The following is a 14438-nucleotide window of genomic DNA, read 5'->3' as shown; positions in this document are numbered from 1 at the left end:
ATGTCGCCGAAGGCGACAGAGGGGGTCGCCGCGCATGAAGCGCCAACCTTGATCTGCCGCAGGAGGCCGAGCCCGGTCGAACCGACCCCCTCTGGCCTGCCGGCCATCTCCCCCTCGAGGGGGGAGATCGACAGGTTCGCCGGCATCGAAAATACCTACCTTCACCCTAAGCTGAATTGACCCTGCCACCCTGACATGTCAAACGCCCGGCCAAAGCCTTTCGTCTGGAGAAGCCCCGATGACCGATCGCGTCGAAATCGCCGGATTGCGGATTGCCCGCGAGCTTTATGATTTCGTCGTGAACGAGGCGCTGCGTGGCACTGGCATTGCCGCCGACGCCTTCTGGACCGGCTTCTCGACCATTGTTCACGATCTTTCGCCGAAGAACCGGGCTCTGCTCGCAAAGCGCGACGCGCTGCAAGGCCAGATCGACCACTGGTATCGCCAAAATGGCGCGCCCAGCGACATGGAAGCCTACAAGGATTTCCTGAGGGAAATCGGCTATCTCGTGCCGGAAGGGCCGGCCTTCTCCGTCGCGACGGAGAATGTCGACCCCGAGATTTCGGTGGTTGCCGGGCCGCAATTGGTGGTGCCGGTGATGAACGCGCGTTACGCGCTGAATGCCGCCAATGCGCGCTGGGGCTCGCTCTATGATGCGCTCTACGGCACCGACGCCATTCCAGAGACCGACGGCAACGAGAAGGGCGGGAGGTTCAATCCCGTGCGCGGCGCCAAGGTCATTGCCTGGGCGAAAGGTTTTCTCGACGAGTCGGTCCCGCTGACGACGGGCAAATGGGCTGGGGTGAACGGGCTTTCAGTTGCCAACGGCATGCTGCGGCTGGGCGAGGGCGCCGGCGCCAGCACGCTCGCCGATCCCAAACAGTTTGCCGGCTATCGCGGCGACGCCGATAATCCCGAAGCCGTCCTGCTCACCAGGAATGGCCTGCATATCGAGATTGTGATCGACCGCAGCAACCAGATCGGCAAGACCGATCCGGCCGGCATTGCCGACGTCGTGCTGGAATCGGCGCTGACCACAATTCAGGACTGCGAGGATTCGGTCGCGGCGGTCGATGCGCAGGACAAGGTTTTGGTCTACCGCAACTGGCTCGGCCTGATGAAGGGCGATCTTGCCGAGGAGATCACCAAGGCCGGCAGCACGTTTACGCGAAAACTCAATCCCGACCGGTTGTACACCGCGCCTGATGGGGGCGTGCTGTCCCTGCCCGGCCGCTCGCTGATGCTGATCCGCAACGTCGGCCACCTCATGACCAACCCGGCGATAACGGACCGCGACGGCAACGAGGTGCCGGAAGGAATCATGGATGCGGCGATGACGGCGCTGATCGCGCTGCACGATGTCGGCCCGAATGGTCGGCGCGCCAATTCCCGCACGGGCTCGATGTATGTCGTAAAGCCCAAGATGCACGGGCCGGAAGAAGTCGCTTTCGCCGTCGATATATTCGACCGGGTCGAGGCGCTGCTCGGCATGGCGAAAAACACCATCAAGATCGGCATCATGGACGAGGAGCGGCGCACCACGGTCAACCTCAAGGAGGCTATCCGCGCCGCCAAAGATCGCGTCGTCTTCATCAACACCGGTTTCCTCGACCGCACCGGCGACGAGATCCACACCTCGATGGAAGCCGGCCCGATGATCCGCAAGGGTGACATGAAGCAGGCCGCCTGGATTGCCGCCTACGAGGCCTGGAATGTCGACACCGGGCTGGAATGCGGGCTGGCCGGCCACGCCCAGATCGGCAAGGGCATGTGGGCGATGCCCGATCTGATGGCGGCGATGCTGGCGGAAAAGATCGCCCATCCCAGGGCCGGCGCCAACACCGCCTGGGTGCCGTCGCCGACAGCGGCGACGCTGCACGCCACCCATTACCACAAGGTCGACGTCCACGCCGTGCAGGCGGCGCTGAAGAGCCGCCCCAAGGCAAAGCTCGACGACATCTTGTCGGTGCCGGTAGCGGTGCGGCCGAACTGGTCGCCGGAGGAGGTCCAGAACGAGCTCGACAACAACGCGCAAGGCATTCTGGGCTATGTCGTCCGTTGGATCGACCAGGGCGTCGGCTGCTCGAAAGTGCCTGACATCAATGACGTTGGCCTGATGGAGGACCGCGCCACGCTGCGCATCTCCTCGCAGCACATCGCCAACTGGCTGCATCACGGCGTGTGCACCTCAGACCAGGTGATGGAGACGATGAAGCGCATGGCCGGCGTCGTCGACCGCCAGAACGAAGGCGATCCGCTCTACCGGCCGATGTCTCCCGACTTCGACAAGTCGATCGCCTTCCTCGCCGCCTGCGACCTGGTCTTCAAGGGCCGGGTCCAGCCCAACGGCTACACCGAGCCGGTGCTGCACGCGCGGCGGCTCGAACTGAAGGCGAAGGAACGGGCTGGATAGCAAGCCCGCGTTGCAAGGTGCTGGTCTCACTCCGCGTTTCCAGGGTAGTAAGATGTTGCGCCTATCCGTGCTCAGGCCGATGGCGCGTTGCAGCCCGTCCCGGAGCATCTGGCATGCCGGATGTTCAACGCAGAGAAATGCGCGGGATTGATGGAGCAGAATTGTAGCATGAATCACCCGATGGATATTAGTCACCGCTAAAACATCATTGTTCAGGTGCATGCGATCTGCTACAATTTTACCACCGACAAACGGCTCTGGGAGGCCGTGCGTCCGACATCATGCATAAGATCAAATCAAAAACCGGAGAACGGCCATGAAACGGCTTCTGACGGTCGCTGCCCTTTTGGCGGCGGGCAGTTTGTTTGCGATGCAAGGCGCAGCCGCCGATGACGCTGCGCTGATCAAGAGCGCTGAATCCGCCGCACCCCCCGCTGTATCAAGCGGCGCTGCGATCCACGCTATGGATGAGAAGGGTGCAATGCGCACATTGCGCGAGGGCACGAACGGCTTCTGGTGCATGCCGGACAACCCGGCCACGCCCGGTCCGGATCCAATGTGTGGCGATGCCAACTCGATGGAATGGGCGATGGCGTGGATGGGAAAAAAGGAACCGCCCAAGGGCAAGGTCGGCTTCATGTATATGCTGGCCGGTGGCACCGACGGCAGCAACACCGATCCTTATGCGACGAAGCCTGAGGAAGGCAACAATTGGGTGGAGACCGGACCGCACGTGATGATCGTCAACGCAACGGACATGATGCAGGGCTATCCGACTGACCCCAAACCTGACACGTCCAGGCCATATGTGATGTGGGCGGGCACTCCCTACGCACATCTCATGATCCCGGTTAAGTAGCTGCCGCCGAGATGACTGGCCACAACGATCGGGCCGCGTAGCATCAGACTGTCGAGTTCCTGCGGGCTGGACCGCTTCCGGCCCGCAGGTGAGGGGCAGGCCGAGCGTCTCCTCGGCGACCCCTCCCGGCCGCTTCGCGGCCACCCTCCCCTCAAGGGGGAGGGGAAGGTCACGCCGCCTGCGCCATCCGCTCCGAACTCATGCGGTACGAAATCGCCTCGGCCAGATGGATGCGGCCGACCGTCTCGCTGGCCTCGAGATCGGCCAGCGTCCGCGCCACCTTCAGCACCCGGTGATAGGCCCGCGCCGAAAAGCCGAGCTTTTCGCTGGCATCCCTGAGCAGCGACAGGCCTGATGCATCCGGCATCGCGATCTCCTCGATGACCGAGGGTGAGCAGTGCGCGTTGGTGGTGGCGGAGGTCGCGCCGAGCCGCTCGAAACGCTCGCGCTGGATCGTTCGGGCGCGGGCCACGCGCAGCGCCACATCGGCACTTTTCTCCGCCCGGTCCGGCCGGATCAGATCGCTGGCCGAGACCGCCGGCACCTCGATCCGGAGATCGATGCGGTCGAGCAGCGGGCCGGATATGCGCGCCTGGTAGTCGGTGCGGCAGCGGTCGCCGCGCAGGCAGCGATAGCCCGGCTCGCCGGCCATGCCGCAGCGGCACGGGTTCATCGCCGCGACCAGCTGGATGCGCGCCGGATAGGTGACGCGATGATTGGCGCGGGCGATCATGCAGTCGCCGGTCTCCAGCGGCTGGCGCAGCGCGTCGAGCGCCTGCGGCGAGAATTCGGGAAATTCGTCGAGGAACAGCACGCCGTGATGAGCAAGCGACGCCTCGCCCGGCCGCACGCGCAGGCCGCCGCCGACCAGCGCCGCCATCGAGGCCGAATGGTGCGGCGCGCGGAACGGCCGGCGGTCGGTCAGCTTGCCTTCGCCAAGCTCGCCGGCCACCGAGGCGATCATCGAGACTTCGAGCAATTCCCTCGGCGCCAGCGGCGGCAGGATCGACGGCAGCCGCTGCGCCAGCATCGATTTTCCCGATCCCGGCGGACCGATCATCAGCATGTTATGGCCGCCTGCCGCCGCCACTTCGAGTGCCCGCTTTGCGGTCTCTTGGCCCTTGATGTCGGCAAGATCCGGCAGGTCGCGCGCCGAGACATGGATACCGGCCTCCGGCCGCGACAGCACCTGCGTGCCGCGAAAATGATTGGCGATGGCGATCAGGCTGCGCGGCGCCAGAATGTCGAAATCCTTGCCGGCCCAGGCCGCTTCCGGCCCGCAGGCGAAAGGGCAGATCAGGCCCTTGCCTTCGGCATTGGCGCCGATCGCCGCCGGCAGCGCGCCGGCCACCGCGGCAATGGTGCCGTCGAGCGACAGCTCGCCAAGCACGACATAGCCGGCCAGCATGTCGCCTGGAATGGCGCCAAGCGCCGCCATCAGGCCAAGCGCGATCGGCAAATCGTAATGGCTGCCTTCCTTTGGGAGGTCGGCGGGCGCCAGATTGACGGTAACCTTCTTCGACGGCATCGACAGGCCCGATGCGTGCAGCGCCGCCTGCACCCGCTCCCGGCTTTCGGCGACCGCCTTGTCGCCGAGGCCGACGATGTGCATGTTGACCTTGCCGGGCGCGATCATCACCTGCACGTCGACCGGCACGGCCTCGATGCCCTGGAAAGCGACCGTGCGGACCCGCGCAACCATTTTTCTGCCCCCGGACATGGGCTCGCCCGAAGCCCATGCGATCATGCCGCGAACGGCGTCATCTGAGACAACCACAGATTATGAGCAAAGGCAAGAACATTACGGGAACAATCGAACGTGTGCTTTGATGGCGTTATCGGCTACGGATCGGAAAACCGCCGTTCCGCCAGCATCGGCGCTACTTGCGCTTGTCCTCGACCGCATCCCAGAACAGGCTGGCAATGTCGGCGCCGCCGAAGCGTTTTACCTCGCGCACGCCGGTCGGTGACGTCACGTTGATCTCGGTCATGTAGTCGCCGATCACGTCGATGCCGACGAGGATGAAGCCGCGCTCTTTCAGCGATGGGCCGATGCGGGCGCAGATCTCACGTTCGCGCTCCGTCAGTTCGGTTTTTTCGGCGCGGCCGCCGACATGCATATTGGAGCGCGAATCATGCTCGGCCGGCACCCGGTTGATGGCGCCGACAGGCTCGCCGTCGATCAGGATGATGCGCTTGTCGCCGGCGCGCACCTCCTTCAGATAGCGCTGCACGATGTAGGGCTCGCGGAACATCTGGCTGAACATTTCGAGCAGCGAGGCGAGGTTGCGATCGGCCTCATGCAGGTGGAAGATGCCGGCGCCGCCATTGCCGTAGAGCGGCTTGACGATGATGTCGCCGAACTCCTTGCGGAAGGCGGCAACCTCCTGGCTGTCCTTGGTGATCAGCGTTTCCGGCATCAGGTCGGGAAATTCGGTGACGAAGATCTTTTCCGGGCTGTTGCGCACCCAGGCCGGGTCGTTGACCACCAGCGTCCCGGGATGGATGCGCTCGAGTATGTGCGTCGTGGTGATATAGTTCATGTCGAACGGTGGATCCTGCCTGAGCAGGACGACGTCCATCTCCGACAGGTCGGTGCGCACTTTCTCGCCGAGCGAATAGTGATTGCCCTTCTCGTCGCGGACCTGCATTTCCTCGACGCCGGCAAACACCTTGCCGTCGCGCAGCGACAGCCGGTCGGGCGTATAATGGAACAGCTGGTGGCCGCGTCGCTGCGCTTCCAGCGACAGCGCAAACGACGTGTCGCCGGCAATCGAGACGGTGGAGATGTGGTCCATCTGGACGGCGATTTTCAGAGGCATGGCGGATCTCCGGCGGATCGGATGGGCTGCTTGCCTGTACAGCTTCGCCCGTCATCTGCCAATCGCGACATTTTGAGGATTGCCTCCTGCGGCGCCTTGCGCGCAAGGCGATCGGATCCCATTTCCCTGCCGGACATAGCCGGCCCGCGGCATAGCGGGGGCGTGATCGTCTTTTTGTCTGACATAAGCCTCGGGATTCGGTTTTTCGCACTTGCTCCCCCGACCGGGCTGGCTAGGATGCGCGCCGACTGAGCCTACAGCGCCGCGCGTCCTTTTGGACGCGCAAAGGACGCTGTAGCACTTTGATTTTGCGCATGATCCTCTCCGAAAATCGAAACCGATTTTCGGGGTCATGCGCAGGGAGAAAAAAAATGATGCCATCGGCGCGCTTTGCCGACCTTGAAGGTGCTTCGGTGCTGATCACCGGCGGCGGCTCCGGGATCGGCGCTGCGCTGACGGATGGTTTTGCCCGCCAGGGAGCAAAGGTCGCCTTCATCGACATCGCCGACGGCCCGAGCCTGGCGCTGGCCGACCGCATCGAGACGGATCTCGGTCGCCGGCCTCTCTATCTCAAGACAGACATACGCGACATCGAGGCGCTGCGGGCTTCGGTAGCCAAGGCTGCCGAAGCGCATGGCGACGTCACCGTGCTGGTCAACAATGCAGCACTTGATGATCGCCACGCGGTGGAAGATGTCACCGTGGAGTTCTGGGACAACAACCAGGCGGTCAACCTGCGTCCGCATTTCTTCTCCGCACAGGCGGTGGCGCCGGGCATGAAGCGCGCCGGCGGCGGCTCGATCATCAACTTCACGTCGACGTCGTTCCTGATCAATCACCCCGACATGCCGGCCTATACCGCCGCCAAGGCGGGGATTGTCGGCCTGACCAAGGGGCTTGCCGGCAAGCTCGGCGCCGACGGCATTCGCGTCAATGCGATCGCACCCGGCTGGGTGATCACCGAGCGGCAGAAGCAGCTCTGGGTCACCGAACAGGCGCTCGCCGCCCACGTGGCCAAGCAATGCATCAAGCAGGTGATGCAGCCGGAAGACGTCGTCGGCACGGTGCTGTTCCTGGCGTCGGACGCTTCGCGCATGCTGACCGCGCAGATGCTGATCGTCGACGGGGGCTTCCTGTGAGCCCAGGATCGCCGAGCAAGGCGCCGGCCGTCGCCGCCGTCGACTGGGGCACCACCCGTCTCAGGGTCTGGCTGGTCAATGAGGCCGGAAACGTCCTTGCCGAGCGTCGCGGCGACGACGGGCTGATCACCGCGCAGGCGGCCGGGTTTTCGACCATCCTCGAAGGACATCTGGCGGCGATGGGCGCGCCGGAAGCGATGCCCGTCATCATCTGCGGCATGGCCGGCTCGCGCCAGGGCTGGCTGGAGGCGCCCTATGTCGCTGTGCCGGCGCCGATTGGTGCCATCTTTGCCGGTGCTGCGCGCGTCCCCGGCCAGCGCCGCGACATCCGTATCGTGCCTGGCCTTGCCCAGCGCCAGGCCGACGCGCCGGACGTCATGCGCGGCGAGGAAACGCAGCTTGCCGGCGCCGGTTTGCCGGCAAAAGGTCGCCATCTCGTCTGCATGCCCGGCACCCACTCGAAATGGGTGCTGGTCGAGGACGGCGCGGTTGCCGGTTTTGGCACCTGGCCGACCGGCGAGCTGTTTTCGGTGCTGGCGGCGCATTCGATCCTGCGCCATTCGCTGGGCGAGCAGCCCAAGCCGGTTGCACCAGGCAATCCGTTTTTCCAGCGCTGGTGCGAGATCGCGCTGGCCGAGGGCGGCGATGTCACATCGAGGCTGTTCTCGATCCGCGCTGCGGGCCTTTTGCAGGACCTGAAACCCGACGATGCCGCTGCTTGCCTGTCCGGCCTGCTGATCGGCGGCGAGATCGCCTCGGCCAGCCGCCGCTATGGGAAAGGCGGGTCGGTCGTGCTGGTCGCTTCCGGCGGGCTCGGCGCGCTCTACACTGAGGCGCTCGGTCTTGCCGGACTTGCGTTGAGAGCCGTCGATGCCGACGAGGCGGTGCGTGCCGGCCTGGTCGAGGCGGCACGCAAAAATGGCATGATTGCCCAGACATGATCGACAACAGCGGAGTTGCCGCATGACCGAGACCGTATCGTTTCCGAAGCTCGGGCGCGGGCTTGTCGCGATCCTGCGCGGCCTCAAGCCGGACGAGGCGGTGGCCGTCGGCCGGGCGATCTTCGAGGCCGGCATCGAAGCGATCGAAGTGCCGCTCAATTCGCCGGACCCGTTTGTCTCCATCGCGAGGATTGTTGAGGCGCTGCCGGCGACGGCATTGGTCGGCGCCGGGACTGTGTTGACCGCAGCCGATGTCGACGGACTGAACAAGGCTGGCGGGCGGCTGCTGGTCAGCCCCCACATCGATGCGGAGGTCATAGGCCGGGCGATGCACTACGCCATGGTGACGATGCCCGGCGTGCTCACGCCGACCGAAGCTTTCCAAGCCATCCGGCTCGGCGCCTCGGCGCTGAAATTCTTCCCGGCCAGCGTGCTCGGTGCGGCCGGGATCGCGGCGATGCGCGCCGTTTTGCCGGCTGAGACGCTGGTCGGCGCGGTCGGCGGCGTGTCGGAGAAGGACTTTGCCGGCTACAAGGCGGCCGGCGTCAGCGTCTTCGGCCTCGGCTCCAGCCTGTTCAAGCCCGGTATGAGCGTCGACGAGGTGGCAACGCGGGCCCGCGCTGCCACAGTAGCCTGGGACGCAGCGTTTGGAGCCGCGCCATGAGCGAAGCCATCGTTTCGGTTTTTTCCGACCATGTCTGTCAACTCGGCGAAGGCCCGAGCTATGACCCCGCCACCGATACGCTCTACTGGTTCGACATCGTCAACGGCCAGCTTCTGGAAAAGCCCCTGTCCGGCGGTGCCGTCAAGATCCACGAGCTTGGCCAGATGGCCAGCGCGATCGCCATCGTCGACGACAAAAGACAGATGATCGCCACCGAAACCGGTCTGCATGTCCGCGACGTGGCGACCGGCAAGATGACGCTGCATACGGCCATCGAAGCCGACAATCCGACGACTCGCTCGAACGATTCGCGCGTCCACCCCTGCGGCGCCTTTTGGGTCGGCACGATGGGCAAGGGCGAGGCAAAGGCAGCTGGCTCGATCTACTGGTTCTTCAGGGGTGAATTGCGCCGGCTCTATTCAGACATAACGGTGTCGAACTCGATCTGTTTTTCCGAAGATGGAACCGTTGCCCATTACACCGATACCAGCACCGGCCTGTTGATGCGCGTCGGCTGCGATCCGGCGACCGGCCTGCCGGCTGGCGAGCCAAAAATCTTCGTCGATCACCGCAAGGCCAAGGGCTATATCGACGGTTCGGTGCTCGATCGCGACGGTGTCCTGTGGAACGCCTGCTGGGGCGGCAGCGTCGTTGAAGCCTACGGACCTGACGGCAAGCTCATCCGTTCGGTCGCGATGCCGGTGACGCAGCCGTCCTGCCCGGCCTTTGTCGGCAGGAATGCCGACCGGCTGGCGGTCACCTCCGCCTGGTCGGGCAAGGATGAGAAACAGCGCCTGCTGGATCCGCAAGCCGGCATGACGTTTCTGCTCGACATTCCGGTCAACGGCCGCTTCGAGCCGCGCGTGCTGATCGCCTAAACCATTATTCCGAACCTCCGGTTCGAAAAGATCACGTTCAAACAGGAAGATCGCGCCAGCACTGTCGCGCAGGCGCCCGTCTGACGTCGATTCCGCGAAAGCCTGATACATTCGCCGTGCGATGGTAGGCAATCGCGCTGCCAGGACCCGTTCATCTCCAGGAATCGTGCATGTCATGTCAAGCCGAAGGCCGAAGCTGATCCTTGTCTACGAGCCGGAAAATGCCTGCTTCGAGCGGCTGGTTGCCGATGGCCACGTGCCGGGGCGCGCTGCCGAAATCGTCTCCTATCTGGCGCAATCGACCGACATCGCCCCTGAATTCGACGCGCTTGCCGCAGCCTGCCAGACGCGCGGCCTGTCCTTCGCGCCGGTGGCGCTCGACGATGCCGCAAATGTGCTTGCCGGTGAGGATCCGAAGACGACGCTGGTGTGGACGCTGACCGACGGCATCGCCTATTTCCGCGGCGGTGCGGCGCCGGCGCTGGCAAGGCTGAACGGCCTGAAGCTGCTCGGCGCCGATGATGCCCTGTTTGCGCTCTGCCAGGACAAGTTTCGCTCCGGCGCCGTGCTCGGCGCACTCGGCCTGCCGGTGCCGCAATCCGGTTTGGCACGCGACGGCAGCTGGCTGGTCGAGCCACCGGCTTCGCCAGCCGGCTGGTTCGTCAAGCCGAACCGGCTCGGCGCCAAGATCGGCATCTGGCCGGATTCGCACAGCAGAGATCTCGGCCACGCGCTTGAGCTTAGCCGGCGCGTCTTCGCTGCCTATCGCGACGATGTCGTCGTGCAGCCCTACGTCACCGGGCGCAATGCGCGCGCCAGTTTTCTCGGTTTGAAGCCGGACACTGGTGTCGAAGCGCTCGGCATCGTCTTTGTTGATTCGGGCGGTGATTTCCAGACTATGGAGGACAGCCTGGCGCTCTACGGCGACACCGGCGAGGCTGCCAGGGCGGCGGGAACATATGCCGAGCCGGTGCTGCTGCCGGTTGCCGCCAGCCAGCCGCGAGCCGATGCAAGGATCCGACGGATCGCGCAAAGCCTGATCGCCGGGCTCGGCTTGCGCGATGTGTTTTCCGTCGATTTCCGGGTCGAAGCCGACAATAGCATCCATCTCATCGAGTTCGAGGTCTGCCCGGGCCTCCCCTGTTTCGATTTCCGCGCCTATTGCCGCACACAATGGGAGATGGGCCTCGCCGATGCGATGGCTGCGACCGCCGCGAACCGTTTTTTCGCCTCGCCAACGAGATGAGCAGCGCCAGCATACGCAGCCGCGCCGGCGGCCAGAACCATGCCTCGAAAAATGGCTTGCGTTCCGACATCTCACTTAATAGGGTGTTAAGTGAGGAGGCACTCGGTGAAAGTCGACCCTGCGACATCCCCGGAGCTAGCCGCGCTGGCGGCCACGGAAGCCGGCAAGGCCAAGCATGTCGGTGGCCGGATCAAGGCCATTCGCACGGCCCGACGCATTTCGCTTCGCCAGCTGGCCGATATGGTCGGCACGACGGCAAGCTTCATCAGCCAGCTCGAGCGCAATCTGAGCGGCGCCAGCGCCAGTACCCTGATGCGGATCGCGGCGGCCTTGGATCTCGGCATCAACGACCTGTTCGAGCAGACCGAAGGTGGGTTCCACAAGGTGCTTACCAGAGCCGACCGCCCCCTGTTGCCGATCAGCCACGGTTGCCGAAAGACGTTGCTGTCGCGGCGGCCGATCCATGAATTCGAGGTTTATTCGGGGGAGTTCGACGTCGGCGGCTCGACCGGCGATGACGCTTACACGCATGGCGGCAAGCACGAGATGTTCGTCGTACTGAAGGGCACAGTCGAGCTGACGCTGGCAGACGAGCGCTTCGTCATGAACGAAGGCGACAGCATCGAATACGCCACCTCGACGCCGCATCGTACAGAGAATATCGGCAATACGCCGGCGCAGGTGCTGTGGATCATCGCGCCCCCGACCAGTGGTGCGGCGGAACTCAATCGATACACGCCCGGACAAGGCTCGCAGCCGGGCGGACCGAACTAATGCGGGTGCACCTAAATGGGAGATAAGACATGAAGACCAGGATCGGACAGGTGGCCGCGCTCGGGCTGCTGATGATCACCACAGCAGCGCTTGCGCAGAGCAAGCCGGTGGCGGGCGAGGTGGCCGAGGGCTCGCTCAAGGGCAAGACGCTCACCTTCGTCTCGTATGGAGGCATTTATCAGGATGGTCAGATCGCCGCGCTGAAAGAGTTCGTCGACAAATCAGGCGTGACGCTGCTCAGCGACGGGCCAACCGAAATCTCGAAACTGCAGGCGCAGGTCGAGTCCGGCAATGTCACCTGGGACGTTGTCGATACCGGCGATTTCCCGCCCTACGTCTATTGCGGCAAGCTGTTCCAGAAGCTGGACTTCTCAAAGATCGATACGTCCAACATTCCGGAGGGCCAGACCAGCGAATGCAGCGTGCCGGCCATGAACTATGGCGTGGTGCTGATGTACAACACCGAAAAGTACAAGGATAACCCGCCCAAGAGCTGGAAGGATTTCTTCGACATCGAGAAATTCCCGGGCTCGCGCGCCCTGGAGGGCAGCGGCGATCTGTCCGGTGGAATGATCGAGCAGGCGCTGCTCGCCGCCGGCGGGTCGGTCGAAAACATGACGGTGGCCGATATCGACAAAGCAATCGAGAAGGTGAAGTCACTCGGCCCGGACACGATCTTCTGGAAGACCGGCGCCGATTCCCAGCAGCTCGCCGAATCCGGCGAAGCCGACATGATCGCGATGTGGACCGGACGTGCCATGACCGCGGTCAAGAACGGCGCGAAGTACACACCGGCGTGGCAGGACTGGCTGGTGGTCATGGACCAGATGACCATTCCGATGGGCGTCAAGGACCCCGACGCGGCGCATGCGCTGATCAACGCCTATCTCGGCAAGAGCGCGCAGGAGACGCTTGCAAAAAGCTGAAGCTTGGCTATCAGCAGAACATCAAGTTCTGGGTGGAGAACTTCGAGGTGGCGAACGAAAAGTGGAACGCTTTGATGGCCGGCAATTAGGTCCGCCGCCGTGGCAACGAGAGCAATCGACAGCCGGGACACTGTTCCGGCTGTCGCGGCAGACGGCCGGCGGCGCTGGTTTCGTGGACAGGCTTTCTGGCTCGTCGCGCCGGCGCTGCTGCTGCTCGTCATCTGCCTGGGCCTGCCGCTCGCCATTGTCACCTTGCGCAGCTTTTCCGAGCCGCAATGGGGATGGCAGAACTATGCCTGGTTCTTCGGCACACCGGTCAATCTGGCCGTGCTGCAGCGGACCTTCGCGATCTCCGCCTGGGTGACGCTGGTATCTCTCATCGCCGGCTATCCCTATGCCTATGTGATGACCGCGGTCGGACCCAAGATGCGGCTCATCCTCATCCTGTGCGTGCTGGTGCCGTTCTGGGTGAGCGGCGTCGTGCGCACTCTGGCATGGGTCATTCTGCTGCAGGACTCCGGCGTGATCAACTCCGTCATCAGGGCAGTCGGCCTGAGCCCGGTCAAGCTGATCCGCACGCAGACAGGCGTGGTGATCGGCATGGCGCAGGTGCTGTTGCCGTTCATGATCCTGCCGCTCTATTCGGTGATGAAGACGATCGACCTGCGGCTCATGCAGGCGGCACGGAGCCTCGGCGCGAGCCCGGCGCGCGCCTTTGCCCAGGTTTATCTGCCGCTCTCGCTCCCGGGCGTCTACGCGGGCGCCATCATCGTCTTCATTCTTGCGCTCGGATTCTACATCACCCCCGCGCTGCTCGGCGGTCCGCGTTCGACCATGCTCTCGACATTGATCCAGAACCAGGTGCTCAGCCTGCTCAATTGGGGTCGCGGCGGCACTATGGGCGTGGTGCTGTTGATCGCGACCTTCGTCCTGCTCGCGCTTGCAGCACCGCTGTCGCGCCAACCGCACAAGACGGGCTCGAGACGCTGATGAAACAGCCCGGTCGAATCCTGCTCGGTCTGTACTGCCTGCTGGTCGCGGTCTGGCTGGTCGCACCGACAATCGTCGTCGTGCCGATGTCGTTCAACGACAAGAAGTCGCTGGCCTTTCCGCCATCCGGCTTTTCCTGGCAGTGGTACCAGAACTTTTTCACCAACCCCGAATGGTCGGCGAGCCTGGTCGGCTCGCTCAAGGTTGCCGTCGTCACGGCGGTGTTCGCCACCGTCATCGGCACGCTGGCGGCATTCGGCCTCGATCGCATGAAAAGCCGGGTCAGCGGCGTGCTGCGCGCGCTGCTGATCACGCCAATGGTCGTGCCGGGGGTGGTGCTCGCCGTCGGAATCTACGCGGTCTATCTCGATACGCGGTTGGTCGGCACCATGACCGGCTTCGTGCTGGCCCACACGATGCTCGCGGTTCCTTTCGTCATCATCGCGGTCTCCGCCAGCCTGGAAGTCTTCGACAAACGGCTGGAGACGGCTGCGGCCAGCCTCGGCGCGACCCGGCTGACGGCGTTCAGGACGGTGACCTTGCCGCTGATCGCGCCGGGCATCCTGTCGGGGCTGCTGTTTGCCTTCGTAACCTCATTCGACGAGATCATCGTCGCGCTGTTCATCACCAGCCCGTATCTGAAGACACTGCCGGTCCAGATATTCTCGAGCATCACCCGGGACGCCGACCCCACCGTTGCGGCAGTGGGCACGCTGCTCTTCATCGTGACGTCGCTGGTGATCGGGGCGGGGCTGCTGATCGGTTCGAGACAGGGAAAACGTTGAC

12 protein-coding genes and 1 pseudogene are annotated in these 14438 nt (G+C 64.1%); 11 read left to right on the top strand and 2 right to left on the bottom strand.

Features of this window, described 5'->3' with window-relative positions; all coding sequences use genetic code 11:
- Nucleotides 1-238 precede the first annotated feature (238 nt).
- Nucleotides 239-2413, top strand: coding sequence for a malate synthase G (locus JG739_RS03015; RefSeq protein ID WP_202365179.1), 2175 nt, complete (start codon nt 239-241; stop codon nt 2411-2413).
- Nucleotides 2414-2729: 316 nt separating this feature from the next.
- Nucleotides 2730-3272, top strand: a complete 543-nt coding sequence (locus JG739_RS03010; RefSeq protein WP_202365178.1) for a hypothetical protein — start codon at nt 2730-2732, stop codon at nt 3270-3272.
- Between the two features lie 169 nt (nt 3273-3441).
- Here the strand turns inward: JG739_RS03010 and JG739_RS03005 are convergent, their stop codons facing one another.
- Together JG739_RS03005 and gshB are read right to left on the bottom strand one after the other, a co-directional pair.
- Nucleotides 3442-4974, bottom strand: coding sequence for a YifB family Mg chelatase-like AAA ATPase (locus JG739_RS03005; RefSeq protein ID WP_202365177.1), 1533 nt, complete (start codon nt 4972-4974; stop codon nt 3442-3444).
- 178 nt (nt 4975-5152) lie between these two features.
- Complete coding sequence (gshB, locus tag JG739_RS03000; RefSeq protein WP_202365176.1) at nt 5153-6094, bottom strand: glutathione synthase; 942 nt, start codon at nt 6092-6094, stop codon at nt 5153-5155.
- A gap of 371 nt (nt 6095-6465) precedes the next feature.
- Between gshB and JG739_RS02995 the strand changes: the two genes are divergently transcribed.
- From JG739_RS02995 to JG739_RS02955, 9 genes and pseudogenes are all read left to right on the top strand, one after another.
- A complete protein-coding gene (locus tag JG739_RS02995; protein ID WP_202365175.1) occupies nt 6466-7233 on the top strand; it encodes an SDR family NAD(P)-dependent oxidoreductase in 768 nt (255 codons plus the stop codon).
- On the top strand, nt 7230-8174 hold the full coding sequence (locus JG739_RS02990) for a 2-dehydro-3-deoxygalactonokinase (RefSeq protein ID WP_244749675.1): 945 nt from the start codon (nt 7230-7232) through the stop codon (nt 8172-8174). The genes JG739_RS02995 and JG739_RS02990 overlap by 4 nt, the downstream gene beginning before the upstream one ends.
- 22 nt (nt 8175-8196) lie before the next feature.
- Nucleotides 8197-8838, top strand: a complete 642-nt coding sequence (locus JG739_RS02985; RefSeq protein WP_202365173.1) for a 2-dehydro-3-deoxy-6-phosphogalactonate aldolase — start codon at nt 8197-8199, stop codon at nt 8836-8838.
- Nucleotides 8835-9716 (top strand): SMP-30/gluconolactonase/LRE family protein, encoded by an 882-nt coding sequence (locus JG739_RS02980; RefSeq protein ID WP_202365172.1) that lies wholly within the window; start codon nt 8835-8837, stop codon nt 9714-9716. Before JG739_RS02985 ends, JG739_RS02980 begins: the two co-directional genes overlap by 4 nt.
- Nucleotides 9717-9891: 175 nt before the next feature.
- On the top strand, nt 9892-10962 hold the full coding sequence (locus JG739_RS02975; protein ID WP_202365171.1) for a D-alanine:D-lactate ligase-like protein: 1071 nt from the start codon (nt 9892-9894) through the stop codon (nt 10960-10962).
- A gap of 105 nt (nt 10963-11067) precedes the next feature.
- Nucleotides 11068-11736, top strand: a complete 669-nt coding sequence (locus tag JG739_RS02970) for a helix-turn-helix domain-containing protein (RefSeq protein ID WP_202365170.1) — start codon at nt 11068-11070, stop codon at nt 11734-11736.
- Nucleotides 11737-11765: 29 nt separating this feature from the next.
- Nucleotides 11766-12751 (top strand): annotated as a pseudogene (locus tag JG739_RS02965) (extracellular solute-binding protein).
- 10 nt (nt 12752-12761) lie between these two features.
- On the top strand, nt 12762-13652 hold the full coding sequence (locus tag JG739_RS02960; RefSeq protein ID WP_244749674.1) for an ABC transporter permease: 891 nt from the start codon (nt 12762-12764) through the stop codon (nt 13650-13652).
- On the top strand, nt 13652-14437 hold the full coding sequence (locus JG739_RS02955) for an ABC transporter permease (protein ID WP_202365169.1): 786 nt from the start codon (nt 13652-13654) through the stop codon (nt 14435-14437). Before JG739_RS02960 ends, JG739_RS02955 begins: the two co-directional genes overlap by 1 nt.
- The last annotated feature ends 1 nt before the right edge of the window (nt 14438 follow it).

Source organism: Mesorhizobium sp. L-2-11 (assembly GCF_016756595.1).
Taxonomy (GTDB): Bacteria; Pseudomonadota; Alphaproteobacteria; order Rhizobiales; family Rhizobiaceae; genus Mesorhizobium.
Note: the sequence above shows the minus strand (reverse complement) of the source record. Positions and strands in the feature narration are given on the sequence as shown.

Excerpts from the sequence above, each read along its gene's own strand:
- JG739_RS03005 (WP_202365177.1), bottom strand. The coding sequence starts at position 4,974 with ATGGTTGCGCGGGTCCGCACGGTCGCTTTCCAGGGCATCGAGGCCGTG.
- JG739_RS03015 (WP_202365179.1), top strand. The coding sequence starts at position 239 with ATGACCGATCGCGTCGAAATCGCCGGATTGCGGATTGCCCGCGAGCTT.
- JG739_RS02985 (WP_202365173.1), top strand. The coding sequence starts at position 8,197 with ATGACCGAGACCGTATCGTTTCCGAAGCTCGGGCGCGGGCTTGTCGCG.
- JG739_RS02975 (WP_202365171.1), top strand. The coding sequence starts at position 9,892 with ATGTCAAGCCGAAGGCCGAAGCTGATCCTTGTCTACGAGCCGGAAAAT.
- JG739_RS02980 (WP_202365172.1), top strand. The coding sequence starts at position 8,835 with ATGAGCGAAGCCATCGTTTCGGTTTTTTCCGACCATGTCTGTCAACTC.
- JG739_RS03010 (WP_202365178.1), top strand. The coding sequence starts at position 2,730 with ATGAAACGGCTTCTGACGGTCGCTGCCCTTTTGGCGGCGGGCAGTTTG.
- JG739_RS02955 (WP_202365169.1), top strand. The coding sequence starts at position 13,652 with ATGAAACAGCCCGGTCGAATCCTGCTCGGTCTGTACTGCCTGCTGGTC.
- JG739_RS02995 (WP_202365175.1), top strand. The coding sequence starts at position 6,466 with ATGATGCCATCGGCGCGCTTTGCCGACCTTGAAGGTGCTTCGGTGCTG.
- gshB (WP_202365176.1), bottom strand. The coding sequence starts at position 6,094 with ATGCCTCTGAAAATCGCCGTCCAGATGGACCACATCTCCACCGTCTCG.